This is a genomic window from Vibrio penaeicida (assembly GCF_002933855.1).
Taxonomy (GTDB): domain Bacteria; phylum Pseudomonadota; class Gammaproteobacteria; order Enterobacterales; family Vibrionaceae; genus Vibrio; species Vibrio penaeicida_A.
Genome location: NZ_BFAQ01000035.1, coordinates 106,661 through 130,929 on the forward strand (window position 1 = coordinate 106,661; position 24,269 = coordinate 130,929).

Here is a 24,269-nt window from a genome sequence, read left to right on the forward strand (position 1 = left end):
AATACCCTCAGCCTTGGAGCTTTAAGTTATATTTTTTTGACCTGTTAGAACTGATAGGCAACAGACAGCTTAACGTTTCGACCTGGTTCTAAGTCGTCTAGGCTAAATACCTTGCCCGAACGGGATTTAGATGTACCGGATGTGGACGCGTGTGATACGTACGCCGCATCAAATAGGTTATCGATACCGAACGTTAGAGATAGCCCATCTACTTGACTAGGCGCCCATTGGGCATAGATTTTGTGAACATCGTAGGCTTCCTTAATTGGGTTACCTTCAAGTACATTTTTTTCTTCCATTACATAGTTTGAATTCCAACCAAATATTGCATCAATATCATAGGCTATGTATTCGAGGTTAAGAGATACACTGTCTCCGATATCCGTACTGCGAGCACTTCGATCTGTTGCGTTGATCGGATCTCCTGATTCCAAGAACTTATTGTTTGAGCGTGAGTACGCCAAACGCGAATTGAACGCATCATATCCATAATGGAAGCTTGCCTCAAAGCCAGTAAGCTCAGCATCTTCACCGTTGAGCAACAGGTATGGTTTGGACCCACCCTGATATTTTTTGATGATGTAATCATTTATTCTGGTGTTAAACACCGTTAAGTTGGCAGCTACAGAGTGATCGTTGACACTTCTGGCGAACTTAATACCGCCTTGATGGTTGAAACCCGTTTCTGGCGAAATATTATCAGAGAGCTTGTCCTCAAAATTAATAAAGGTTTCTAGAAGTTCTGGTGCTTTAAACAATGTACGGGTGCTTGCAAATAAGGTAATAGATTCAGAAATATGCCAATCTACACCACCAGCCCATGTAACTTTATCGTATGAAGAGTCATCTAGGTTAGTTTTACGGTTCACATTGTCATAGCGGACACCCACAGTTACATCGATTGAATCCGTTGCAGTAGTTTTGTCTTCAACATACAGTGAATGCGTGATTGCTTTGGAAGCATTGGAGTCACCTAAGGCGTATTCGTTCTCACTGTTTTGCTGTTTCACTTCATAGCCATAAGTCAACGTTTTGGCGAACCCGAGAGCTGACAGTTCAGACTGCCCTTTTATGCTTCCTCCAGTATTCGTGCTTTCAGCTGTGTTCTCTCCAACTCGATCTTTAGGCCAGAACCCAGGGACACCAACTTCGTTACGGTAAAGGTTAATTTTGTTTTGATAGACAGCCGCATTTACAACTGTATTCTCTGTCACTAATTCATAACCTAACGTGTATGTGTGACGTGCGTATTTAGTGTCGATTAAAGCATCAGACGACCTGAATTCGTTACCTTCGGCACCCCAGTTTGGACGAGGGTTATAATCTCCATGATCTCGATAGTAGTCGTATGAAAACTCTACACGCTGAGTTTCATCAATATCCCAGCCAGCTTTTGCTAACAGGTTATTGACTTGCCCTTCTGAACCAATTGTTTCTACACCATCACCATCTTCAAAATTGTCGCGTTTAATGCCATAAAGATACACAAGAGCATCACCACTATTAGAAAGCTTTCCGTATGCGGTCAAAGAACCTGTAGTGAATGCGTTGGAACCGAAACCTCCATAAACTCGAGCACCATATGTTTCGTCGTAACGAAGTAAGTCTTTTGCATCTTTGGTTTCAAAATAAACCGAACCACCTATAGCGCTACTTGTTACAGAATTTGCACCGACTTGAATATCGGCAGATTTTATGATGTCAGGGTTCAGGGTAAGGTTCCCAACATGATGGAACATGTTGGCGTTCTGAGATGCACCATCTAGACGAATGTCAAGGTCGGTTTCATCCAAACCACGAATGTTAATACGTTGGTTTACTGAATGTGTTCCACCAACGTCTACGCCCGGAATATCTCTCAAAAGATCCGACATATGATCAGCTTGTTTTAGCGCAAAATCATCGGAATTTAATGATTCAGAGCTACTCTTTACACTTGCACCCCATACCATAACTTCTTCTATATGAGACTTTTCTTCCTCTGAGGCAAATGATATTGCAGGTGTACATACGCCTGCAATGGCAAGGCTAATCAATGTTCTTCGAGCTGTAAAAGCACGCAACTTATCCATGGGTACCACATCCTAATGATTTATAAATGATAATTATTCGCAGATATGGTATTTGCTGATAGTATTATTGAAAAGAATAAACAGTTATCCAAAATCGCTAAACGCTTATTAGGAACAATATAGAATGCCACCCGCAAAAATAGAACGGAGTTCCCGCTCTCATGATACTTTCGCTATTACTCAGTTTGTGAATAACGGAGGTGATCAACAAAGCGTTATCAGTTCCAACCGTTCATCTAAAGATGTGATTGTAAAGGGAGAGTTTGTCGACTATCGCTCGAAAGCGGGTATCACAGTGCATGGCGGAGTCACTTCAGACTTAACAGATTGTCATATAGTGGCAACCGCTCCAGCGTCAGTGATTATCACGATTTTACTAGAGGGTAAACTGGTCTTCGGTTATGACGATTTGCATTTTGAGCTTGATGCTGTAGATACACCTCGGGCACTTATCGCTAATCTTAAAACGCCTGCCACTTTCCATAAGCGAACTCAAAGTGGCAATAACGTTAAAAAGATCAACATAATGATCAAGCCCGAGTGGTTTAATCAGAGATTAAATTTATCTCCAGAAGACAATATGTCGGATTTTCTTAATACGGACAAAGCAAATGTTCGCTTTGAGCCCACGAGCGATATCTTAGAATTACTGAACGACTTTCTTCAAATAAAGAATCCTCAAACGCTTAGTGAAATGCTCAAATTTGAATCGAACGCTTTGCTGGTTATGTCAAACGCCTTCGAGCAAGTTTCTTCTGAGATTCATTCTGCGTTACCTTCTAATCTACCTCTTAATTTCAACGGTAATATTTCGCACCTAATTAGCTACCTTGAAAGCAATTTAGAGAAAGAACTTTCGCTGGAAGATATTGCTTCTTACGCAGCAATGAGCACGTCAAATCTGCAGAGGCGTTTTAAACAAGAAGTCGGTTACACTGTACTTGGGTATGTTCGTTATCGCAGATTGGCTCGCGCAAAACAAGCGTTAGAGCAAGGTTACAAAACCATCACGGAAGCAGCTTATGACGCGGGCTACCAGCACCCATCCAATTTCACTAATGCGTTTAAAAAGCAGTTTGGTTATTCACCAAGCGACAGCGTAGCAGGTCAGTGTTGAATAATATCCCGCTGTGTAACGCTTACCCCTTTAACTTGAGCATAGAGCTTTTTGCCAACCTCAAGCTCAAGATCATCAACAGCCCATTGGGTAACGTTACACCACAATGAACACTGGTCACTTAACTTCAGTTTGATGGCTACACTTTGCTTGTCTGGCGAGGGCGATTGAACTTCCATATCTGCAATGATAGCTGGGATAATATTTCGGATAGATGTGTCATGTGGTTCTGATAGGCATAAAGACACATCATTTGCTCTTACTTGGACACGGACTGGATCTGAAATCTCTGCGTCTATTTTCTGAACCCAAAGTCGCGTTTTGTCGCATAGCTTAAGTGCGGTCAGCGCATATTGGGGGTGATGAGAGTCTACGAGTGCATCAAACAATGTACTTTGTTCTGAAAAAGACTGCCAAGGTCGCATTGCTTGCGAATCCCACACGCTCTCAAGCGAACCTACTGCTTCAAGCTTACCTTGGTTCAATATGACCATATGGTCGGCCAAGCGAATGATTTCATTTAAACTGTGGCTCACATACAGAATCGGAACATCAATATCATTGGCGAGTCGTTCTAAAAAAGGCATAACTTCACGTTTACGGGGAAGATCCAAAGATGCCAATGGTTCATCCATTATCAATAAAGAGGGTTTAGATAACAGAGCACGCCCGATGGCCACACGTTGTTTTTCTCCACCAGAAAGGTCGATAGGCTTCCTGCCTAGTAAACTGTGTAGCTGTAACAAATCGCAAATGACTTTGAAATAAGCGTCGTCTTTTGTAGCGGTACCGTACAGTAAATTTCCTTTCACTGAATAGTGAGGGAAAAGCCTTGCATCCTGAAAAACATAACCGATATGTCGTTTTTCGACAGGTAGATTTTGATTGGATTTTCGGCAAAATAGCGTTTTACCATTAACCTCTATTCGCCCATCATCCGGAATAGATAGACCCGCCACAGCATTTATCAAAGACGTTTTTCCAGCGCCAGAACGCCCAAAAACAGCAGTAATGCCTTTAGAAGGGATAGACAAATCAACGTCTAAATGTAGCTGACCGAGTTGCTGTTTCACCTTTATCTGAATCATTTACTCACCCTAGAGGTTAATCCAATTTTTTGATTGGCTTTTTTGCTAAGAACTTCAGATATGAGTAAAGAAACCAGCGCGACAATAATTGAAATAACGCATAAACGAGCAGCTTCGTGTTCCGCTCCAGGTGTCTCTATAAAGGAATACATGGCAAGAGGTAACGTTTGAGTTTCACCGGGTATACTTGAAACAAAACTAATCGTCGCCCCAAACTCTCCTAGACTTCTCGCAAACGCAAGTAAAGCACCAGTAATAACACCAGGCAGTGCTAAAGGTAGAGTAATCGTGAAGAAAACCCGCATTGGGGTTGCTCCTAAAGAACGTGCGACTTGTTCTAGTTTGGTGTCGATACTTTCAATACTTAACCTGATGGCTCTAACCATTAAAGGCAGCGAAACCACAGCTGAAGCCAACACAGCTCCTTTCCAGTCAAAGCTGAAAACGATACCAAACGTATCGAACAACCATTTCCCGATTATCCCTTGCCTACCCATTCCAACAAGAAGTAGATACCCTATGACGACTGGAGGCAAAACAAGCGGAAGGTGTATACACGCATCGAAAGCACTCTTGCCCCAAAAAGATTTGCGAGCAAGTACCCAAGCAATGATGACACTAATAGGAGTAAGCCAAAGAACCGCATAGAAGGCGACCTTTAAGCTTAAATGGAGTGCTTCCAATTCAAAATCTGTCAGCATCAGTTTTCCGTTACGAAGCCGTATTGATTCAGTATGGCTTTACCCTGGTCTGAATGTAAATAGCGAGAAAATGCAATAGCCTCAGAGCTCATACTTAAGTTAACCAAAGGGTAAACAATAGGGTCATGCCATTTATCATTAAAAGACGTTAAAGCAGTGACATTGTCACTACTTAGAATGTCCGTTCTATAAACGATTGATAATGGTACTTCTCCCCTTTCGGCAAGAGCCAGTGCAACTCTTACATTGTTGGTTTGTGCCATATGTCGCTTTACTGAATCCCAAACACCCAATGACTCCAAAGCCTGCTTTGCATAAATCCCTGCAGGAACAGATGTTGGGATACCCATTGCTAGTCGCTCACCATCCAATTGCGTCGACCACCAATTGGGGTCTTTTAGATCGAATGATGAAACATCTCGTTTCGCAGGGGAAATTAGGACAAGCTGGTTTCTTGCGAGCGTTTTCATTCGGCTTGGTGGTAATGAGCGTTCAGCAAGAACGTATTCCGCCCATCGAATATTTGCAGACAAGTACAAGTCAGCAGGCGCACCTTGCGTAATTTGACGCGCTAACGAAGATGATGAACCAAAGACTGTTTTTACATCGATCCCCGTTTGCTTTTGAAAATCCTGCTTCATATGTTGCAAAACATTCGTCATGGACGAAGCCGCTAAAATGCGAACTTCAGCATAGGCATTACTCGTAAAAAGTAAAACTGCAACAATAGCAAATAGAGCTATTTTCATTCCTGTTCATCACGCCTTATTGGTAAATGTCGCCCAAAGTTTATCCAAGTCCATATACTCTTCAATCGCATTCGCTATCCGATCAATTGCGTCTTCTTTCATTTTTTCAAAGTCTACAGGTTGAATCTCTTCGCTACCTGCCCACTCTAGGAGCAGACCCGTAGCCCCTGCTTCTTCAAAAATACCATGCAAATAACTGCCAAAAATTTGATTACAGTTACTGATAGCTCCATCACTTACTTGATGTTCTAGCGAAATGGGTTGAGTTTCGTTGACTTGTGTCACGCCAGCATGAATTTCATAACCTAAAACAGGAAAAGATTGGTTTTCAAGTCGAATCGTACCTTTAACGGTTTTAAGCTGCTTTTCAGCGTGGAGAACTGTTGTCATATCCAGTAAACCAAGACCATCGCTATCACCAGCTGCACCTTCAATACCTTCGGGGTCAGAAATAGTATTGCCGAGCATTTGATAGCCGCCACATATTCCCATGACCTTACCACCCAACCGAAGATGCCTCAGAATATCTTTATCCCACCCTTGTGAACGAAGGTAATCAAGATCTTGCCGAACAGATTTGGTTCCAGGAAGAATGATTAAGTCGGCTCCTTTCAACGACTCTCCTTTACTAACGTATTCGAAATCAATGTTCGGGTTTAACCTCAAAGGATCAAAATCCGTATGGTTACTAATTCTTGTAAAAACCGGTACTTTCACTTTAAATAGGTGCCCTTTGGTCTTCACCTGTTCATTAGTAATAGCGTCTTCCGCTTCGAGATTTAAACCATGTAAGAATGGCAATACGCCTAATACTGGTTTCCCTGTTTTTTCTTCAAGCCAATCTAGACCAGATTCAAGCAGTTTAATGTCACCTCTGAAGCGATTGATGACAAAGCCAATCACTCGGTTTTGTTCCGATTGCGACAGCAGCTCTAACGTGCCATATAGATGAGCGAATACACCACCGCGATCAATATCAGCCACAATGATGACCGGCACATCGGCATTCTCTGCAAATCCCATATTGGCAATATCATTTGCCCTTAAGTTAATTTCTGCTGGGCTTCCCGCACCTTCAATCACGATAGATTCATAGTCACGTTGCAGCCGTCCAAACGAGTCCATCACACTGTCCATCGCGACCTTTTTGTAGTCATGATAGCCTTCTGCTTCCATATTGGTTATCGCTTTTCCCTGAAGAATAACCTGAGCACCAGTATCAGAATTAGGTTTAAGCAAGACGGGATTCATGTGGACTGATGGTTCTACGCCACACGCTTGCGCTTGAACAGCTTGAGCTCGCCCTATTTCGCCACCATCTTTTGTTACAGCGCTGTTCAGTGCCATATTTTGAGGTTTAAAAGGGGCAACCTTTCTCCCCTTTCTGGCAAGTACGCGGCATAAGCCTGCCACTAGAACAGACTTTCCTGCATCAGAAGTTGTTCCTTGAACCATAAGAGCTTGAATAGAAGGGATCATAATCGATTCATTTTATTGTTTATTTTGATTGAGCGTATAGTAATGCTTATCACTGATTCACCTCAAGCTACATAGCGCCCTTAAGCTAAATGAATTCAAAATGAACTCCCCCATCAGCCATTGTTAAGGCTGTTCTTGTTTAACTGTATTCGAACTCAAGTAATAAGGATTACAAAACATGAAAGCCATCACTTTATCCATCGCTGCTGCACTTATCACATTACCTACTCTTGCGCTTGCAGGAGACAAAGATCAAGAGGAAAAGTACGTAACATATAGTGGTCCAGTGGATCTGACCCCTGTTGCAGAAATGCTAAAAGATACCAGTTGGACAACCGAGAAAGACGTTGTTACCGAAGGACACCTAATAAAACAGATCAGTAAAGACACGTTTATATTTACTGATGGGCAGGCGCAGATCCAAGTAGAACTAGACGACATAGTATTGACACAACCTCTTAATGCCGAGTCAAAAATCCGTCTTTATGGTGAATACGAAGGTGGTTCAACGCCAGAAATTGAAGTGGAACACCTACAGATCCTTTAAGATCTCATTGAAATATCGCTGCATTTAAATATTGGTCTGCTTTTTGCAGACCTTTTTGTATACCCGTATTTTTGGCACTAAGCCGAAGCGTAAAATGGATGGAATACATATGTTTGGACGTAAACGCCACTTAGCACTACTTTTCATGGCTCTAAGCCCGATGACAACTCTTGCTAACAATTTCAACTACTCTTCTGTTGAATTTAGAGTCGGCGCAAGCCCCACTTCTTATGGTGCAGAAGGTAATTTGACGTTTACCGAAAATACCCATTTTATAGGTCGTTTAGACAGCCGATTCGAAGGAGATTACGACATCGCTGTGGGTGTTGGTTTTAATGGACCAGCAACAGGATTTGCCGACATCTTCGGTCAGATGCTGATTCACAATATCAAAACAAGCGACGACAAATTTGTTGGTAATCAGTTTGTCCCTGAATTAAATATTGGCGCTCGCATATGGGTGTTAGACAACATTGAAGCCAATGTAAAAGTGGGTCAGTTGGTTTACAGTGACACCACCGAACTTACTTATAGTTTTGGTGGTCGTTTCCACTCAACCGATCAGCTTTCAATTGGTGCGAACATCGCTGACAACGGGGTTTATGGATCTCAGCTCATTATGGGCGCAAGGTTCATGTTCTAACTCGGGTAACCAATAAAAAAGCCCTCACTTTAAGATTAAAGTGAGGGCTTTTTAAATGTTATTCAAATACTCGAATATATCTCGTTACTTTACTTTCTTCTGCACGTACTTTTTGCTGACATCTACAACAGCGACATCTCTAAAAAAGCTTCTTCCCAAAAGTACTGGAAAAGTAAGATGAGATCGATCTGCTAAGGTAAACTCTGTCTTTGTTTTCAAATCACCAATTTGAATATCGCCCTCTACCACCGCTCTTCTTTGGTAAGAATCTTGGCTAGATTGTTTGATGCGAACCCAACGTTGCACAGGCAGAGTAAGGACCGGGCTTTTTTCTCCTTCATGAGCAATCCTAAATCGAACGAAATCCTGCCCATTTTTGTCAAACGTTTCTATATCAACAGCGCTGATAGATGAAGTCGTTGCGCCAGTATCGACTCGAGCTTTATAGCTTTCTCCTAAACCGGCAATATGAACCCACTCTTTCTCACCAAGAACCAATTTTCCGTCGGGTGTTTTTAACATGTCCACCTCGTGTGTTGATTCCGATTTCTCACTGGCTTTTGGCTCAGAATGCACCCCTGTTTGAATATTGATACACGCAGTCAATACACCAGCGATTGCAAAGAAAATGAAAGGTCTACTCGACTTCATTACCACCTCTTATTAGTTAGATACGGTTACTATTGCCTCGGCTACATAAGGAATATCTTTTTCGGTAAGACCTGCGATGTTTATACGCCCATCACCAACACCGTAGATTCCATAGTTTTCACGCAGTTGAAGCATTTGTTCAGAGGAGAAGCCTAGCACAGTGAACATACCTTTGTGTGACTGGATAAAGTCAAATTGGTCAGAGTTATGTGCATTTTTAAGCTCTGAACATAAACCTTCCCTTAGAGAAACGAGTCTATGCTGCATTTGCGAAAGTTCCTCTCGCCAAACAGAAGTTAGTTCTTTGTTCCCTAACACTGTTTTAACCAAAGCGGCCCCGTGATCCGGCGGCATGGTGTAAGTCGCGCGTGCGAGCTGCAACAGCTTTCCTTTTGCGTTAGCCGCCTCATTAGCATTTTTACCGACAACTATCGCAGCGCCAGTTCGTTCACGATATAAGCCAAAGTTTTTTGAGCAGGAAGTGGTAATGAACATTTCTTCAACGTGGTTTGCCATATGCTGCAGACCCATTGCATCTTCTTCTAACCCGTCTCCAAACCCTTGATAAGCGATATCAACAAATGGCGTAAATCCCTGCTTGGTTGCCATATCCGTAATGGCTTCCCATGCTTTAAAGTCGATATCTGCACCTGTTGGGTTGTGACAACACCCGTGAAGTAGAACAACATCTTCTGCTCCAGCTTGAGATAGGTCTTCAAGCATTGCTGTAACGTCAACTTGCTTTGTTGAAGGGCTAAAGTATCGGTAATGCTTAACTTTCAATCCAGCGGCTTCCATCACAGGTTGATGATTCACGTAGCTTGGATTACTTAGCCATATAGTAGTGTTCGGTTGGGCAACTTTCAGTAGATCTCCCAACATGCGAAGTGCACCACTGGCGCCTGGAGTTTGTATAGCCGAAACGCGATCGTAAGCCGCCGTTCCTTTTAGCAATAAATCTACCATGCTTTGGTTGAATTCTTCACAACCAGCTAGCCCGACATAAGCTTTCGTTTTTTGCGTTGAGGTAACGTGCTCTTGAGCTAACGCGATGGCTTTCATTATTGGTGTGTCGCCGTTACTATTTCGGTAAACACCGATACCTAGATCCACTTTTTCGTTTCGAGGATCGTTTCGGTAGGCAACAGAGAGCGAAAGAATCGGATCCTGTTTTGGTTCCGGTAGATGAGATAGCATGGAATTCACAACCCTTTGATATTCAACAGTGACAAGCAAGTTAACATTGTTACAACAAAAAATCGAAAGGAAATTGTGATTGTTTCAACGCAACGATTCTACCTCTTCGTCTTAGTGAATTTACACTTTCATATAATGAATGATTTGGTTGGCACTTCCACGCCAATCCAAATTAGGGTCCGCTTGTTCCTGTTCAAATTTTCCATCAATTAAAACATCGATAAGATCAACTACCCGCTTTTGTTCGGTTGTTAATTCATCCATACGATAGCCCGTCCACAACCAAATATCCTTATCGGGACACTCAGATTTTACGCGCATAACAATTCGTAAAATATCTGATACATTTTTAGGGTGAAGTGGATCCCCGCCAGAAAGAGTGAGCCCTCTTCTAGGTATACGTGTATCAGACAAATCTTTAATAATTTTATCTTCGAGTTCTGGTGTAAATGGATGACCAGAACACAAAGACCAAGTTGATTTATTGTAACATCCCCGACATTGATGAACGCAACCTGACACAAATAGCGTACAACGTGTGCCAGGTCCGTTTACCACATCAACAGAATGATATTGGTGGTAGTTCATTAGAGGTGCTTAACTCTGCGCTTCACTTCTTCTTGCTTACCAAAATTAAACGGTCTTGCATCTGGGCTGCCCAAGTAACCACACACTCTGCGTGTCACCGAAACCCGTGTGGAATCATGGTTTCCACAGCTTGGACATGTAAAGCCCTTACTCGTACACTCAAATTCTCCGGTATAACTGCAATCGTAGCACTCATCAATCGGTGTATTGGTTCCATAATAAGGAACTCGGCTATAACTGTAGTCCCAAACGTTCTCTAACGCTTCAATGTTACGTTGCATGTTCGGAAATTCGCCATAACATATGAATCCACCGCTCGATACTTCAGGATACGGCATTTCAAAATCGATTTTGTCGTATGGGTTAACTTTCTTTTGTACGTCTAAATGGAAGCTATTGGTGTAATACCCTTTATCAGTAACCCCTTCAATAACACCATATTCTTTAGTATCAATTTGACAGAAACGGCTGCACAAGTTTTCACTCGGCGTTCCGTACAAGCTAAAGCCATAACCGGTTTCTTCTGTCCACGTTTGTACTCGCGCTTTCATGTACTCAACGATGCTAAGCCCTTTAGACCTAAGCGTGTCGCTATCGTACATATGTTCAGACTCACCAAACAGCGCCACCATGGTTTCATGTATACCAATGTAACCAAGCGAAATTGACGCTCTACCATTTTTGAAAATTGAAGCTACGCTTTCATCTGGCGATAAGCGCACGCCGCATGCCCCTTCCATATATAAAATTGGAGCAACTCTGGCTTTCACCGTCTCTAATCGAGATATGCGTGTTTCTAAAGCACGACGAGCTAATGCGAGTTTTTCATCTAACAGTTTATAGAAAGCCTTTTCACAACCTTTAGCTTGAATCGCAATTCTCGGTAGGTTAAGACTTACAACACCTAGGTTATTCCTACCTTCGTGAATCAACTCACCATTCTCTTCGTAGGTATTTAAGAAGCTTCTGCAACCCATTGGTGTTTTAAAAGAACCCGTCACTTCAACCACTTTGTCGTAGTTAAGGATATCTGGATACATACGTTTGGATGCGCACTCTAATGCTAGCGATTTTATATCGTAGTTCGGATCCGATTTCTTGTGATTAAGACCGTCTTTGATAGCGAAGACAAGTTTCGGAAAAACCGCTGTTTTACGATTTTTCCCCAAGCCAGAGATTCGATTTTTTAAAATAGATTGTTGAATAAGCTTAGATGCCCAACTTATTCCCAAGCCAAAACCAAATGTGACGAACGGAGTCTGACCGTTTGCAGTATGAAGAGTGTTTACTTCATATTCTAAAGATTGGAATGCGTCGTAGCATTCTTTCTCTGTGCGAGCTTTAGCAAAAGACTCAGGGTTGTGAATATCCCATTCTTGCGCTATTTCTAAGTGCTTGTTGTAGCTTGCCAATACGTAAGGTTCTAAAACCTCATCTATACGGTTAATGGTTGTTCCACCATAAATATGGCTTGCAACTTGAGCTATGATTTGAGCAGTCACCGCGGTCGCCGTCGAAATCGATTTCGGCGTGTCGATTTCCGCATTACCCATTTTAAATCCGTGAGTAAGCATGCCTTTTAAGTCGATGAGCATACAGTTAAACATCGGGAAGAAAGGCGCGTAATCTAGATCATGATAATGGATATCTCCAGCTTCATGGGCCTGAACAATGTCGCGAGGCAAAATGTGAGTTTTGGCATAATGCTTTGCAACTATACCGGCCAGTAGGTCGCGCTGTGTAGGGATAACCTTGCCATCTTTGTTGGCATTTTCATTGAGCAAGTCCGCATTACTTTGTTCAATAAGACCTTCAATTTCTTTATTCAAAACGCTGAGTTTCTCACGTGCAATATCTCGGTCGTGACGATACTCAATGTAAGAACGCGCCAAGCCTTTATAAGGACCTTGCATCAGCTCATTTTCAACCAGAGTTTGAATTTCCTGAATACACACTTCCAAGCGATTTTCTAGCGAACTGTAAACTGCGCTTGCAACCTGTTCAGCGTATCGGGTGAGCGCCTCATCTGAGTTGTTTGATGCGCTTTGTACAGCAGTTATGATACGTCCCTTATCAAATGGTGCTTTCGCCCCATCCCTTTTAATGACAACTGTATTCACTTATATTCCTCGGCGCTGGTTGGTTAAAAACACCACATATGCGCATTTAAATTTAAAAGACACTATATGTGGTGGAATATTAGAAGTTATGCGCAGAGAAGGCGTTTTGATCCAAATCAATAAAAACAAACGAGCGTGCAAGATCAAATCGATGTTAGTGGCGACGATCGCACATTTGGATTGTTTATTAAAATTGAACCAAACGTCATACTTTATCTATTAAAATTCCGTTATTATTCTTGAAAAAGACCAATAACAAATGAGACTCATTTTGAAACGCTTTCTTTTCCTTTTGACACGTTTTTTCTTCTTAGCAACATTCCTAGTTCACTTCCCTGCTGCGGGCACAGAATTTACGTTTTCCACTTGGAACCTTGAGTGGCTAACCACTAATCCGAGCGAGCGAATTGAACCTAGCCAAAGAGAAACCAGCGACTTTAAAGCACTGAACAAGGTGTTTGATAAAGTGCCTAATCAGTCTTTACATATAATGTCGTTTCAAGAAGTGGATTCAAAAGAAGCGCTCAAACAAGTGACGGGAACAAGCTATCAATACTTTTTCTCGGAGCGATCTAGAAGAAAACACCGAGATTTGCAGTTTGAAGGCATCAACCAATACACTGGGTTTGCCATTTCAAAAGGCATCAATGTTCAAAATCGAGATGATATTAATTTGATGCCATCTCAGTTTAACAAGTTACGGTTTGCGACTTATATTGTTGTTGATATTCCGAAAAAGAAGCCCATTCACTTGTTGTCTATACATTTGAAATCAGGCTGCTTTGCTGCAAGAAAGAATACCAAATCCTGTCGGGCATTAGCCAAGCAAGGCAAATCGTTGAATGAGTGGATTAAAGAAAGACAAAAGAAAGGTCAATCTTATGCCATTTTGGGTGATTTCAACCATAACCTCGCCTATCCGAATGACTGGTTGTGGCGTATCTTAACTAAAAACACTAATGCACAAGTTGTTCTGACCAGTAAAAACACCAAAGCAGAATGCCGTGTGAGATCTCGTTCTAATCCGACAAAAACGCACCAATACCGAAATTTAATTGACCACATAGTTTCGAGCCCTGATCTGCCGCTTGAGCAAGCAAAACAAATCACCTTTGCCAAACATGATGTTCTTAACCATCGGCTCAGTGACCATTGTCCTTTGGTATCTGTAGCTAAGCTGTAGTTTCATCATAGTGACACAGCGCTTAGTTTCTTTAACAAATCCATAACTTAACTAGAATAAATACACCGTTAGTGGTCATTATATGACGGTGTATTCTATTAAGTTTGTTAGCGATATATGAAAATACGATGGAAAGGTATGGGTGTGCGGCTGGCATTGGCAATGGCTATTTTGTCTTTGACCACCCTCATCGTCTCTGGATTGTCTTCTTATACATTTTCAGATATCAATACCCGACTTGAGCATTTGAATAACAATGATCTTAAAGCGTTGGATTATGCCGCAAAACTAAATGATAAAGTCCGCCTGATCATTGCCACTGCTCCACTCCTTGGAACGGCTGATTCAAGCGTGTCACGCAACCATGCCATGGAAGAGATCAATAATGCCATCGTTGAAATGAATCATGTTATGGCTCAATTCCCTGACTACCATAACTATTTTAAGAACATCATCACTCAAATCGGGAACAGCTTAAGTTTGCTTTATCAGAATGAAGCTCAATCGGACCAACTGTCTTCTCAACTCAATTTTTTACTTGATGGATTGTTCCCACTATTGGAATTGGCGAGTGAATCTCTCGATTCGTTATCAAACTCAGAGAAGCAAGAAATCGAATACGCACAGTTTAGGTCACTTATTTACTATCAGTCTGGTCTAGCTGAGAAATTGTATAACGATGCCAGTTTCAACGAGTTGGACGAAACCATTCTTCGATTAGAAGAGTTAGGCAATAGATGGTGGGTAGTGTGGCAGGAAAGTTCCCTTCCCTCTCTGTACCCAAACTTAAATGACCAACTGATTGTTCTTCATAAACTAACCTCTCGTGGCGGCAGGCTCTTTGCGCTAAAAGATGAATTAATCGATAGACATTATCAAGCTCAATTCCTCCTCGAAAACAGCAACACGCACTTACACCAACTCGCTGTACAAATAGAGCGGTATACTGCAACCGTAAATTCAGATATAGATGGCTCATTTAACACCGCGAGACAATCACTTGCAGCAAATCAAAGGTTAGCAGTGCTTCTTTCTTTAATCAGCATAGCAACAGCCGTGGCTATATCTTGGTTTTATGTAAAGAAAAATATCTTACAAAGAATTCAGCAACTTCAACTTAATATGAAAGCCATTTCGAGTGGTCATCTCGCAACGCCTGTTGCGATTTCAGGTGGCGATGAAGTGACTGAAATGGCAAAAGACTTACAAGTGTTCCAACAAACAGCAATTGAAGTAGAACAAACCAATAGAAGGCTTGAGCAAGAGGTCATAGAACGGGCCACCGCAGAAAAGAAACTTCGATCGACACAAGACGAATTAATTCAAGCTGGCAAGTTAGCGGCGTTAGGAGAGCTAAGCGTCGGAATAACGCATGAAATTAATCAGCCTCTCACGGCCGTGAACAGCCATGTAAGAAGTGCGAAATTGTGGTTAGACAAAAATAACCCCGAAAAAGCGATAACAAACTTGGATAAAGTCCAAAAACTTTTGACGAAAACCGCCGCAATAACACGTCACCTTAGAGCGTTCGCAAGAAAAAGTGACGGGCATATGGAATCGGTACACTTGGAACCCGTTATCAACGATGCCATTCAACTTTTAGAAAGTCGCTATCCGAGTGACATTATCACTTTTGAACCAGACTCTCTTACCTACGTATCTGCCAACACTATTCGCTTAGAGCAAGTGTTAGTCAACATTATAGGTAATGCGTTAGACGCGGTAGAGAAAGTATCAAATCCGACCATATCGATCGCCGTAACGACGATACAAAATCAAACAAACATTACCATTGCAGACAATGGCACAGGTATTAACCAAAAAGAAATAGAACATATATTCGACCCTTTCTACACCAACAAAGAATCAGGTAAAGGATTAGGGCTTGGCTTGTCTATCGCTTACAACATCATCAAAGACTTTGGTGGCTCAATTAAAGCGGAATCCAAAGCTCAGGAAGGTACAACCTTCACCTTAACACTCAAAACGAACTAAATAACTATTACAATGAAACATTCAATTCTACTTATTGATGACGAACACGATGTCGTCGACGCTGTCGGAGAAATGCTCGAACTTGAAGGGTTCGATGTTTCTACGTTTACTGAACCAGAAAAGGCACTCAAGCAGCTTAAGCCAGAAAGTAACCTAGCTGTTTTGTGCGACGTTAAAATGCCTTCCATCGATGGGTTATGCCTATTAAGTGCTATTAATAACCGAGCTCCCGGAGTCCCAGTAATCTTAATGAGTGGGCATGGTGATATCCCAATGGCTATAGAAGCCATGAAAAACGGAGCCTTTGATTTCTTAGAGAAACCACTAGAGCCGGAACTGTTAACCGAAAAGTTAACAATGGCCTGTCAGACTCGGCTCATGCAGCTAGAAAAGCACCCTTTGCCAAGCAGCACCAGTATAGAAGACGTCATCATTGGCGACTCCAGTAAAATGGATAAGATCCGCACTCAAGTCCTAGCTCTCGCTAAATCAAACGTAGACACCATCATCAATGGTGAAACTGGAACCGGTAAAGAAGTAATAGCACGAGCGTTACACCAGTTTAGTAAACGGAAATCGAAACCGTTCGTCGCCATTAACTGCGGTGGAATGAGTGAAAGTATTATTGAAAGCGAGCTTTTCGGGCATGAAGCCGGGGCTTTCACAAGCGCGAATCGCAAAAGAATTGGTAAGATTGAACAAGCAAATGGAGGCACCCTTTTTCTTGATGAAATAGAAACCATGCCAATTGCCATTCAAATAAAGTTGCTTCGTGTCATCCAAGAACGTGTTATTGAACGAGTAGGCAGCAACGAACTCATCAAAGTCAATATAACGATTATTGCAGCCAGTAAAGCAGACTTGTCAGCACTGAGCGAGCAGGGACAATTTAGAAGCGATCTCTTCTATCGGTTAAACATTGCAAGCATTCATTTGCCACCACTTCGGGATCGCAAAGAAGATCTGCAAAGTCTGTTTCGATTTTTTGTCCTTCAAGCGTGTGAAAAATACAGCTCTCGCGCCCCTTCTCTTTATCAGGAGCATATTCAGCAATTACACAAGCACACTTGGGTCGGAAATGTTCGCGAGCTAAAAAACGTGGCTGAACGGTTTGTGCTAGGTATCGTAGGAGATGGATTTGATCTCGAAGCGCCAATTGAAGTTGATAAAACAGCTAAAACGTTAGGATTTGAAGAACAAATTGATCAGTATGAAAAAAATTTGCTGGTAACAGCGCTTTCTGAAAGCAGCGGAAACATTAATCAGGTATCAGAAACACTAAACCTTCCACGAAAAACTTTGTACCGGAAAATGAAAAAACATCAGTTAGACAAAGACAGTTTTAAAGTATTGAAACGCTCATAAACTTCTTGCTTAACCAGAGCTAAGGTTACTTATCATACGTCAAGACCTCCCTTCGTCTTGGCGTTTCTAAGAGTTTTCATTTGAAGGACAAAAATGACCCATAATCAGTATCTATTATTTTATCTCATTGTTTTTAATGTGAAAAATAATTGGCATGCAGTCTGCAATTCTCCTTTTGCACATTAAAGTGCAATCTATAAAATGGAGAAATAACATGAAACAACTACTTGTGGGCACTACGCTCATCTGCCTTGGGCTGACGTCAGGGGTTGCCTTCGCCAAAGTCTCGGCAGATTTGGGCCCCCGCCCTATGTATCTTGTCGACAATATGGATGAAAGCGCACTAAAAACTAAGCTTCAAACTTGTGAAGCCGGTCCTTTTCATCGAAGCGATTTTTCCATCGGTCACCGCGGTGCAGCAATGCAGTTTCCGGAACACACAAAAGAATCCTATTTAGCCGCAATTCGCACAGGTGCAGGGGTACTAGAGTGTGATGTTACTTTCACGAAAGACAAAGAATTGGTATGCCGTCATTCGCAAAGCGATCTGCATACAACAACCAATGTACTTGCCATTCCTGAGCTTGCCAAAAAATGTACCATTCCGTTCAAACCAGCCAATTTAGAAACTGGGGAAAAAGCACAAGCCGAATGCCGCACGTCTGACTTTACTTTGGCGGAATTCAAAACTCTTAAAGGAAAAATGGATGGGGCTAACCCAATGGCTCAAACACCTGAAGAGTACATGAATGGAACACCAGGCTGGCGAACCGATCTCTACTCTACATCGGGCACGTTAATGACTCATGCAGAAAGCGTCGCTTTGTTTAAAGAACACGGTGTAAAAGTCACTCCAGAGCTTAAGTCGCCTGCAGTTGATATGCCTTACAACGGTTTTTCGCAAGAAGATTATGCGCAAAAACTGATTGATGAACTAAAAGCTGGCGGGATTAAAGCGAAGGATGCCTACGTACAATCGTTTAACTTGAACGATGTAAAATATTGGCTAGCAAAAGAGCCTAAGTTTGGTCAGCAAGCTGTTTACTTAGACGATCGAGTCTACAACGATGAAAACTTTAAACCCACGCTAGATAATATGAAATCTTTAGTGGAATCAGGCGTTAATATTATTGCACCTCCTATGTACGCCTTGGTTACTTTGGACAGTGAAGGAAGCATTGTGCCTTCAGATTATGCCAAGCTAGCGAAAGAAGCTGGGCTTGATATTATCACATGGACGTTAGAACGCTCCGGACCACTAAACAACGGTGGTGGTTGGTATTATCAAAGTGTTAAAGACAGCATCAATAACGATGGTGATGCCATGGTGATGTTAGATGTTTTGGCACAAAAAGTAGGTGTTTTAGGTGTATTCAGTGATTGGCCTTCAACCGTTACTTATTACGCTAACTGCATGAAACTATAGTAGATAAGTTAATGATAGAGCCGCCAAAAGCGGCTCTTAATTATTCACAAAAACGGTTTGGACACATTTGACCCAAACTTTAAAAAAGCAATGGACAAATGTGACACATTTGTAAACACAAAAGAAATCATATTTTTTATCTCATTGTTTTATAAGTACTAATTAACATGGCACGCTCCTAGCAATAACAAACGCGACCCTTTACATTAAATCAACAAAAAGGTTTCAAGATGAAATTAGCACCTAAAGGATTACTTATTGCTACCTCCCTGCTTTTGCCTTCATTAGCGTTTGCGCAGACGTGTGAAAACAGAGGTGTATTGGATGACCGTTATTGCGATGAAAACAATGACCTTGTTGCTGACACGCCAAAAAACAAAGACGACTGGCGCGATCCAAGTACATTGGTCTTTACATATACTCCTGTTGAAGACCCCGCTATATACAAAGATGCGTTCGCTGACTTTCAGGCGCACCTTACTAAGGTGACAGGTAAACGCGTTATTTACTACACCGTACACTCCAACTCCGCACAAGTAGAAGCCATGCGTTCGGGAAGATTGCACGTTGCTGGATTCTCAACCGGTCCAACAGGCTATGCCGTAAACCTCGCAGGTTATGTGCCCATTGCTGTAAAAGGTAACGAGAACGGCTTCCAAGGCTATAACTTAGTTACGATCGTTCGAAAGGACAGTGGCATTAACACCATGGACGATTTGAAAGGCAAACGCGTTGCACACACTTCTGCTTCATCAAACTCCGGTAACCTAGCGCCACGAGCACTCTTTCCAAACAAAGGGATAGTTCCAGACAAAGATTACAAAGTTCTTTATTCAGGTAAACACGATCAATCTATTCTTGGTGTGTTTAATGGTGACTACGACGCAGCACCTGTCGCATCAGATGTTTATGATCGAATGGTAGCGGCAGGACGAGTCGACGAAAGTGCGCTTAAGATCATTTATCGCAGCCCTCGATTCCCTACCTCTGCTTTTGGCTACTCACACGATCTCAATCCTGATCTGGTTGCGAAAATTAGAGAAGCGTTTTCTTCCTATCGCTTTACGCCGGAAATGAGCGCAACTTTTAAGGGTGCCGATCGCTTTGCTCCTATTACGTATAAAGAAGATTGGGCGGTAATCCGCAACATTGCACACGCTACTGGTACCGCTTACACCAAAACAGGGCTTAAAAAGCTAGCAGAAAAAGAAGCCGCTAAACGAGCTAAGAAGAAAGCGGCTGAACTCGCTAAGCAAGCCAAAAACCAGTAACACCATAGGGTCTGTTGACCCTAGATCATAAATCTAATTTAAACACTCATCACTTTCCTATGCCCTCCTTTGGGTAGGGCATAGGCTTTTTTGAATACAAGGAATAAACGATGACAAGTACTCGTCCTCGTGGCATTGCCATCAATCAACTACAGCATTCTTACGTCCCAGGAAAGCCAATTCTCAAAGGTATAGATGTTGACATTCAAGAGCCGGGTATCGTTGCGATCATTGGTCCCTCAGGGACGGGAAAAAGCACTCTTCTTCGTTGCATTAACAGGCTAAACGACCCTACTTCTGGTGAAATTCTATTTAATGGCGAAGACTTAACAAAATTGCAAGGTACACAACTCAGAAAGTTACGCCGTCACATAGGAATGGTGTTTCAGGAATATAATCTGGTCGAACGGTTAACAGTAATTGAGAATGTTCTCACTGGTCGGCTGGGATATATGAGCGCATGGAACGCATGGCGTCGTAACTATTCACAAGAAGACATCAACAAAGCTTTTGAACTGCTCAATTTTGTAGGTTTATCTGATTTCGCCAATCAAAGAGCGGACAGCTTGTCCGGTGGGCAGAGGCAACGTGTAGGTATCGCACGCGCTGTTATGCAAGATCCTTATATTCTTCTAGCAGATGAACCTACCTCTTCACTCGACCCTAAAACCGCTGTCGAGATCATGGAGCTGATGGAGCAACTTGCTGAAAAGAACCAAATCCCAGTGTTAGTTAATATTCATGACGTTAACCTTGCTAAGCGTTTTGCAAAGCGAATCATCGGCATGTGTGGAGGCTCAGTTCATTATGACGGGCATCCTAATGGGATTACCGAAGACGATCTCAAGGTCATCTACGGAGGTGAATCATGGCTGGATTAACTGCCAATCAACAAAACCCATTCAAAGCTCACTGGTCGAATAAACTTATTTGGGTTGGTGTAATAGCGTATTTGGTTTATAGCTTCTCGTCATTAGGGCTAAGTTTAGACCGGATTATAATCGGTATTGGAGAGAGTGAACGTCTCCTTTCTCGTATGTTTCCGCCAGATTTCTCAAGACGCAGTTTGCTCCTTGATGGTCTTGCAGAAAGCCTACAGATAGCGATCATTTCGAGCTTCTTTGGCATCGTTATATCGCTGGTTTTAGGGTTACTTGCCGCTCGAAATATGATGCCTCTAGTTGTAAATACGCCTGTACGTGGGCTCATCGCTCTCTGCCGTTCATTTCATCCTGTCATCATCGCAATACTGTTTGTTAAGGCTGTGGGTTTTGGTGCATTAGCGGGGATTCTTACGCTTGTCGTTGCTTCCATCGGGTTCATTGCAAAGCTTTTTGCTGAAGCGATTGAGGAAATTTCTTTCAAGCAAGTGGAAGCGATTCGGGCAACAGGAGCCAGTTTTATCAGCGTTGTATTATTCGCGGTAATGCCTCAAGTGTTTTCTCGCTTTATCGGATTTTCAAGCTATCAGTTGGACTCGAATCTGCGCAACTCGACTATGGTCGGAATTGTCGGAGCTGGTGGTCTTGGTGGTACCCTTTTTTCTGCATTCCAAAGGTTCGATTATGACTTTGTTGCAGCGATCCTAATTACCATCATTACGTTGATTTTAATTGGTGAATTCTTATCTAACATCGTTCGGAGGATTTTCTGATGGCGACTGCAAATATTGATCATCACTGGGAACGATTTACGACATCAGAAAAACTGATGCGATACGCCGCCTATTTTTGTTTCGTTATGGCGCTGGTTTGGTCTTGGCAAACCGTCGAAGTCATTCCTGAGTTTCTATACGATGCGCCCGCCCAGTTCGCCGATATGTTCAAACGAATGGTACCACTTGAATATGGCTTTTACCCAGAAAGCGTTCACGATGCACTGATTGAGACACTGCATATTGCGACACTGGGTACATTGTTTACGTTAATTTTCGCCGTGCCATTAGCGTTGTTAAATGCACCTAACATTACACCGTACAAAACCATCAACTGGATTGCGCAGTTCTTTCTAGTATCATCTCGCTCCATCAACTCCTTGGTTTGGGCACTGCTATTTATCGCGTTCTTTGGTCCCGGAGTTATTGCAGGCATCATGGCGATTGCAATTCGAAGCATCGGATTCGTTGGTAAGTTGCTTGCAGAGGCGATCACCGAAGTCAACATGGGCACAATTGAAGCGCTAAGAGCAACAGGTGCTTCAACAGCAAGCATCTTAATTAAAGGGTATTGGCCTCAAATTATGCCCGCGTTTTATTCCATTGTACTTTTCCGTTGGGATATCAATGTACGTGAATCAGCTGTTCTAGGCTTGGTTGGTGCTGGGGGAGTCGGTGTACTTCTAAGTGATGCGATGAATTTGTTCGAATGGCAAAAAGTTTCTGTGATCCTATTGAGCATCTTTGTTGTTGTTGTATTAGCCGAAGCGTTGGTTATTCAAATTCGTAAAAAGCTTATCTAACTAAGATAAGTCCAAACGGAAGTCACCAAACAAAAAAGCCCAGAGTTGCATTCTGGGCTTTTCAATACTTTCGATAGTTTACTTGTTAAATAGGTTTAGACACCCCTGCGACGAGTGCTAGCTCTTCAGGGTAATCCCTTTGTATCGCCAGTTCCACCGCCCTTCCAACAACATCTGATTCTTGAACACCATTCAAAAACTCATACGATTGCAAAAGTTGCTTTTCTGAAATCATCTGCTGCGAGTGCATGTGTGCAGCTATCTGTTCCGATGCTTCTATCGCCGACGACGCCTTCACAATTTCCATGCGCGCATAATTACTCCCTTCCACCGAAATGTCAGACGCTCTTAAAGTAGAGTCTTCACCAGGAATTTGTTGCGCTCCGTAAAGTGGCTTACTCGCCATTTCTGCACTAGCAAAAGAAGGAATAAATTGAGACATATGCTCTATAGCACGATTGGTGCGCACCAATTGATCGGCCTCTGGCCATCCAGCCCCAATTTTAGAAAGCAGGTAATTAGGTAATGCAGGCTGAGAACTGTTGCCATTACTCGTAACTAGCCCATCGTGAAATAGCGTAATGTCTTCCGTCATCCCGTGGAGCTGAAACACCCCATTAGCATAAGGTGTTAACTGAGCCATTCCATTTGGAGTTCCGCGTTGTCCGTGAAATATAACTTCAGGCCATTGCTCATCACAATCATCCCAACGGGTTACATAGGCGGCTTTAAATTCAACGAACCTTTGCTTTGGACGCTGTGTCCAATCATCGACTATGCCCGTTTCGAAACCACCTGCGTTAATAAGATAATCTACCTGCGTGTATTGAGTGGTACCTTCCCCTAATTGAGAATGTGAGATACACCACCCTTCATCGCTTCTTTCAACCTTTTCAACTGCGGTTTCTATACGCAAATCACAATTGCTTTTACTTGCTAAAGCCAAATCGAGTGTTGATGAAAGCCTGAATACACTCCAACCAAATTCCTGCACAATGACCACTGGGTACTTAATATTGTCTAGGTTGGTATGCCGAGCAAAAGGAATCATCCAATCATCAAATGTAGCAGGCTGTTCTGGCTGTTTTTTATCACGGAGCACCTCTAGCTGATCTTTTTCATACGTTACGTAGTAGTTTTGAGGGCTCCCTAATACGGAATTAGATTCATCATCATCAACTAATGACTGGTAATAACTTTGAAGAAAATCAAGACGTGGGAGAATCTCATCAGCGTTCCCATCATCAGTGGTAGGGACAACAATTACCGTGGGTCTGATGTTAATCGTATGAGGAAAAAGCTTTACGGTATCGATAGATTGACGAAGCAATTCTGCACATTGTTTCTCCGAGATTTCACGATACAAGTTACCACCAGCATGAAGGTGACAGATGGGTGGACCGTTAACTAGGCTGTCGCGTTTTTCAAACAGAGTCACATCTAAACCTAGCTCTGAAAATTTGAGAGCGGCAGTAGAACCTGCAATGCCACCACCAATAATTCCAACACTTAATGTCTTCTGCTCTTTATTTTTTTTGAGGGTCATGTCTTTAATACGTTTTTTAGGTACCCAAGTATTTTACTCAGATATTGATTTGAAGAAAATCACATTTTTCTTGT

The 24,269-nt window shown here is 42.3% G+C and carries 21 protein-coding genes; 11 read left to right on the plus strand and 10 right to left on the minus strand.

Features of this window, described 5'->3' with window-relative positions:
* Nucleotides 1–44 precede the first annotated feature (44 nt).
* Nucleotides 45–2,072 carry a TonB-dependent receptor domain-containing protein gene (locus VPNCDNU1_RS21045; protein WP_104402153.1) on the minus strand — a complete coding sequence of 676 codons (2,028 nt, stop codon included), beginning with the start codon at nucleotides 2,070–2,072 and terminating at the stop codon, nucleotides 45–47.
* A gap of 124 nt (nucleotides 2,073–2,196) precedes the next feature.
* Between VPNCDNU1_RS21045 and VPNCDNU1_RS21050 the strand changes: the two genes are divergently transcribed.
* Nucleotides 2,197–3,189 carry an AraC family transcriptional regulator gene (locus VPNCDNU1_RS21050; RefSeq protein ID WP_104402154.1) on the plus strand — a complete coding sequence of 331 codons (993 nt, stop codon included), beginning with the start codon at nucleotides 2,197–2,199 and terminating at the stop codon, nucleotides 3,187–3,189.
* Here VPNCDNU1_RS21050 and modC read toward each other — a convergent pair.
* The 4 genes from modC to VPNCDNU1_RS21070 are packed head-to-tail and all read right to left on the minus strand — an operon-like array spanning nucleotide 3,180 to nucleotide 7,206.
* Nucleotides 3,180–4,277 carry a molybdenum ABC transporter ATP-binding protein ModC gene (gene modC / locus VPNCDNU1_RS21055; RefSeq protein ID WP_104402155.1) on the minus strand — a complete coding sequence of 366 codons (1,098 nt, stop codon included), beginning with the start codon at nucleotides 4,275–4,277 and terminating at the stop codon, nucleotides 3,180–3,182. The genes VPNCDNU1_RS21050 and modC overlap by 10 nt on opposite strands.
* Nucleotides 4,274–4,981, minus strand: coding sequence for a molybdate ABC transporter permease subunit (modB, locus tag VPNCDNU1_RS21060; RefSeq protein WP_174715163.1), 708 nt, complete (start codon nucleotides 4,979–4,981; stop codon nucleotides 4,274–4,276). The genes modC and modB overlap by 4 nt, the downstream gene beginning before the upstream one ends.
* Nucleotides 4,978–5,727 carry a molybdate ABC transporter substrate-binding protein gene (gene modA / locus VPNCDNU1_RS21065; protein WP_104402157.1) on the minus strand — a complete coding sequence of 250 codons (750 nt, stop codon included), beginning with the start codon at nucleotides 5,725–5,727 and terminating at the stop codon, nucleotides 4,978–4,980. The genes modB and modA overlap by 4 nt, the downstream gene beginning before the upstream one ends.
* 9 nt (nucleotides 5,728–5,736) lie before the next feature.
* On the minus strand, nucleotides 5,737–7,206 hold the full coding sequence (locus tag VPNCDNU1_RS21070; protein ID WP_104402158.1) for a cobyric acid synthase: 1,470 nt from the start codon (nucleotides 7,204–7,206) through the stop codon (nucleotides 5,737–5,739).
* 178 nt (nucleotides 7,207–7,384) lie between these two features.
* Here VPNCDNU1_RS21070 and VPNCDNU1_RS21075 point away from each other — a divergent pair, with 178 nt between their 5' ends.
* The gene (locus VPNCDNU1_RS21075; RefSeq protein ID WP_104402159.1) at nucleotides 7,385–7,753 is read left to right on the plus strand and encodes a YgiW/YdeI family stress tolerance OB fold protein; all 369 of its coding nucleotides are present in this window, start codon (nucleotides 7,385–7,387) and stop codon (nucleotides 7,751–7,753) included.
* Between the two features lie 109 nt (nucleotides 7,754–7,862).
* On the plus strand, nucleotides 7,863–8,396 hold the full coding sequence (locus VPNCDNU1_RS21080; protein ID WP_104402160.1) for a hypothetical protein: 534 nt from the start codon (nucleotides 7,863–7,865) through the stop codon (nucleotides 8,394–8,396).
* An 84-nt stretch (nucleotides 8,397–8,480) separates the two neighbouring features.
* On the opposite strand, the gene VPNCDNU1_RS21085 is transcribed toward VPNCDNU1_RS21080, so the two are convergent.
* The 4 genes from VPNCDNU1_RS21085 to nrdD form a co-directional block, all read right to left on the minus strand.
* Nucleotides 8,481–9,047, minus strand: coding sequence for an ATP-dependent zinc protease family protein (locus VPNCDNU1_RS21085; protein WP_104402161.1), 567 nt, complete (start codon nucleotides 9,045–9,047; stop codon nucleotides 8,481–8,483).
* A 12-nt stretch (nucleotides 9,048–9,059) separates the two neighbouring features.
* The gene (locus VPNCDNU1_RS21090) at nucleotides 9,060–10,244 is read right to left on the minus strand and encodes an amino acid aminotransferase (RefSeq protein WP_104402162.1); all 1,185 of its coding nucleotides are present in this window, start codon (nucleotides 10,242–10,244) and stop codon (nucleotides 9,060–9,062) included.
* Between the two features lie 120 nt (nucleotides 10,245–10,364).
* Nucleotides 10,365–10,832, minus strand: coding sequence for an anaerobic ribonucleoside-triphosphate reductase-activating protein (nrdG, locus tag VPNCDNU1_RS21095; protein ID WP_104402163.1), 468 nt, complete (start codon nucleotides 10,830–10,832; stop codon nucleotides 10,365–10,367).
* Nucleotides 10,832–12,952 (minus strand): anaerobic ribonucleoside-triphosphate reductase, encoded by a 2,121-nt coding sequence (gene nrdD, locus VPNCDNU1_RS21100; protein WP_104402164.1) that lies wholly within the window; start codon nucleotides 12,950–12,952, stop codon nucleotides 10,832–10,834. Before nrdD ends, nrdG begins: the two co-directional genes overlap by 1 nt.
* A gap of 259 nt (nucleotides 12,953–13,211) precedes the next feature.
* Between nrdD and VPNCDNU1_RS21105 the strand changes: the two genes are divergently transcribed.
* The 8 genes from VPNCDNU1_RS21105 to phnE (VPNCDNU1_RS21140) all read left to right on the plus strand — a co-directional run bounded on the left by VPNCDNU1_RS21105 (nucleotide 13,212) and on the right by phnE (VPNCDNU1_RS21140) (nucleotide 22,649).
* Nucleotides 13,212–14,135, plus strand: a complete 924-nt coding sequence (locus VPNCDNU1_RS21105; RefSeq protein WP_110962037.1) for an endonuclease/exonuclease/phosphatase family protein — start codon at nucleotides 13,212–13,214, stop codon at nucleotides 14,133–14,135.
* Between the two features lie 117 nt (nucleotides 14,136–14,252).
* Complete coding sequence (locus tag VPNCDNU1_RS21110) at nucleotides 14,253–16,130, plus strand: ATP-binding protein (protein ID WP_104402165.1); 1,878 nt, start codon at nucleotides 14,253–14,255, stop codon at nucleotides 16,128–16,130.
* A 12-nt stretch (nucleotides 16,131–16,142) separates the two neighbouring features.
* Complete coding sequence (locus VPNCDNU1_RS21115; RefSeq protein ID WP_371410806.1) at nucleotides 16,143–17,495, plus strand: sigma-54-dependent transcriptional regulator; 1,353 nt, start codon at nucleotides 16,143–16,145, stop codon at nucleotides 17,493–17,495.
* Between the two features lie 214 nt (nucleotides 17,496–17,709).
* Nucleotides 17,710–18,921, plus strand: a complete 1,212-nt coding sequence (locus VPNCDNU1_RS21120) for a glycerophosphodiester phosphodiesterase family protein (protein ID WP_104402167.1) — start codon at nucleotides 17,710–17,712, stop codon at nucleotides 18,919–18,921.
* A 230-nt stretch (nucleotides 18,922–19,151) separates the two neighbouring features.
* Nucleotides 19,152–20,192 carry a phosphate/phosphite/phosphonate ABC transporter substrate-binding protein gene (phnD, locus tag VPNCDNU1_RS21125; RefSeq protein WP_104402168.1) on the plus strand — a complete coding sequence of 347 codons (1,041 nt, stop codon included), beginning with the start codon at nucleotides 19,152–19,154 and terminating at the stop codon, nucleotides 20,190–20,192.
* Nucleotides 20,193–20,302: 110 nt separating this feature from the next.
* Nucleotides 20,303–21,073 carry a phosphonate ABC transporter ATP-binding protein gene (gene phnC / locus VPNCDNU1_RS21130; protein ID WP_104402169.1) on the plus strand — a complete coding sequence of 257 codons (771 nt, stop codon included), beginning with the start codon at nucleotides 20,303–20,305 and terminating at the stop codon, nucleotides 21,071–21,073.
* Nucleotides 21,061–21,846, plus strand: coding sequence for a phosphonate ABC transporter, permease protein PhnE (gene phnE, locus VPNCDNU1_RS21135; protein ID WP_104402170.1), 786 nt, complete (start codon nucleotides 21,061–21,063; stop codon nucleotides 21,844–21,846). Before phnC ends, phnE (VPNCDNU1_RS21135) begins: the two co-directional genes overlap by 13 nt.
* Nucleotides 21,846–22,649, plus strand: coding sequence for a phosphonate ABC transporter, permease protein PhnE (phnE, locus tag VPNCDNU1_RS21140; RefSeq protein ID WP_104402171.1), 804 nt, complete (start codon nucleotides 21,846–21,848; stop codon nucleotides 22,647–22,649). The genes phnE (VPNCDNU1_RS21135) and phnE (VPNCDNU1_RS21140) overlap by 1 nt, the downstream gene beginning before the upstream one ends.
* 85 nt (nucleotides 22,650–22,734) lie before the next feature.
* On the opposite strand, the gene VPNCDNU1_RS21145 is transcribed toward phnE (VPNCDNU1_RS21140), so the two are convergent.
* Nucleotides 22,735–24,195, minus strand: coding sequence for an NAD(P)-binding protein (locus VPNCDNU1_RS21145; RefSeq protein WP_104402172.1), 1,461 nt, complete (start codon nucleotides 24,193–24,195; stop codon nucleotides 22,735–22,737).
* Nucleotides 24,196–24,269 lie beyond the last annotated feature (74 nt).

Bases quoted from the DNA above. Each gene is read 5' to 3' on its own strand.
- VPNCDNU1_RS21085 (WP_104402161.1), bottom strand. From the start codon at position 9,047: ATGAAGTCGAGTAGACCTTTCATTTTCTTTGCAATCGCTGGTGTATTG.
- VPNCDNU1_RS21070 (WP_104402158.1), bottom strand. From the start codon at position 7,206: ATGATCCCTTCTATTCAAGCTCTTATGGTTCAAGGAACAACTTCTGAT.
- VPNCDNU1_RS21045 (WP_104402153.1), bottom strand. From the start codon at position 2,072: ATGGATAAGTTGCGTGCTTTTACAGCTCGAAGAACATTGATTAGCCTT.
- phnE (WP_104402171.1), top strand. From the start codon at position 21,846: ATGGCGACTGCAAATATTGATCATCACTGGGAACGATTTACGACATCA.
- VPNCDNU1_RS21050 (WP_104402154.1), top strand. From the start codon at position 2,197: ATGCCACCCGCAAAAATAGAACGGAGTTCCCGCTCTCATGATACTTTC.
- VPNCDNU1_RS21120 (WP_104402167.1), top strand. From the start codon at position 17,710: ATGAAACAACTACTTGTGGGCACTACGCTCATCTGCCTTGGGCTGACG.
- VPNCDNU1_RS21075 (WP_104402159.1), top strand. From the start codon at position 7,385: ATGAAAGCCATCACTTTATCCATCGCTGCTGCACTTATCACATTACCT.
- VPNCDNU1_RS21110 (WP_104402165.1), top strand. From the start codon at position 14,253: ATGAAAATACGATGGAAAGGTATGGGTGTGCGGCTGGCATTGGCAATG.
- VPNCDNU1_RS21090 (WP_104402162.1), bottom strand. From the start codon at position 10,244: ATGCTATCTCATCTACCGGAACCAAAACAGGATCCGATTCTTTCGCTC.
- VPNCDNU1_RS21105 (WP_110962037.1), top strand. From the start codon at position 13,212: ATGAGACTCATTTTGAAACGCTTTCTTTTCCTTTTGACACGTTTTTTC.
- phnD (WP_104402168.1), top strand. From the start codon at position 19,152: ATGAAATTAGCACCTAAAGGATTACTTATTGCTACCTCCCTGCTTTTG.
- phnC (WP_104402169.1), top strand. From the start codon at position 20,303: ATGACAAGTACTCGTCCTCGTGGCATTGCCATCAATCAACTACAGCAT.
- nrdG (WP_104402163.1), bottom strand. From the start codon at position 10,832: ATGAACTACCACCAATATCATTCTGTTGATGTGGTAAACGGACCTGGC.
- modC (WP_104402155.1), bottom strand. From the start codon at position 4,277: ATGATTCAGATAAAGGTGAAACAGCAACTCGGTCAGCTACATTTAGAC.
- VPNCDNU1_RS21145 (WP_104402172.1), bottom strand. From the start codon at position 24,195: ATGACCCTCAAAAAAAATAAAGAGCAGAAGACATTAAGTGTTGGAATT.
- VPNCDNU1_RS21080 (WP_104402160.1), top strand. From the start codon at position 7,863: ATGTTTGGACGTAAACGCCACTTAGCACTACTTTTCATGGCTCTAAGC.
- modA (WP_104402157.1), bottom strand. From the start codon at position 5,727: ATGAAAATAGCTCTATTTGCTATTGTTGCAGTTTTACTTTTTACGAGT.
- phnE (WP_104402170.1), top strand. From the start codon at position 21,061: ATGGCTGGATTAACTGCCAATCAACAAAACCCATTCAAAGCTCACTGG.
- VPNCDNU1_RS21115 (WP_371410806.1), top strand. From the start codon at position 16,143: ATGAAACATTCAATTCTACTTATTGATGACGAACACGATGTCGTCGAC.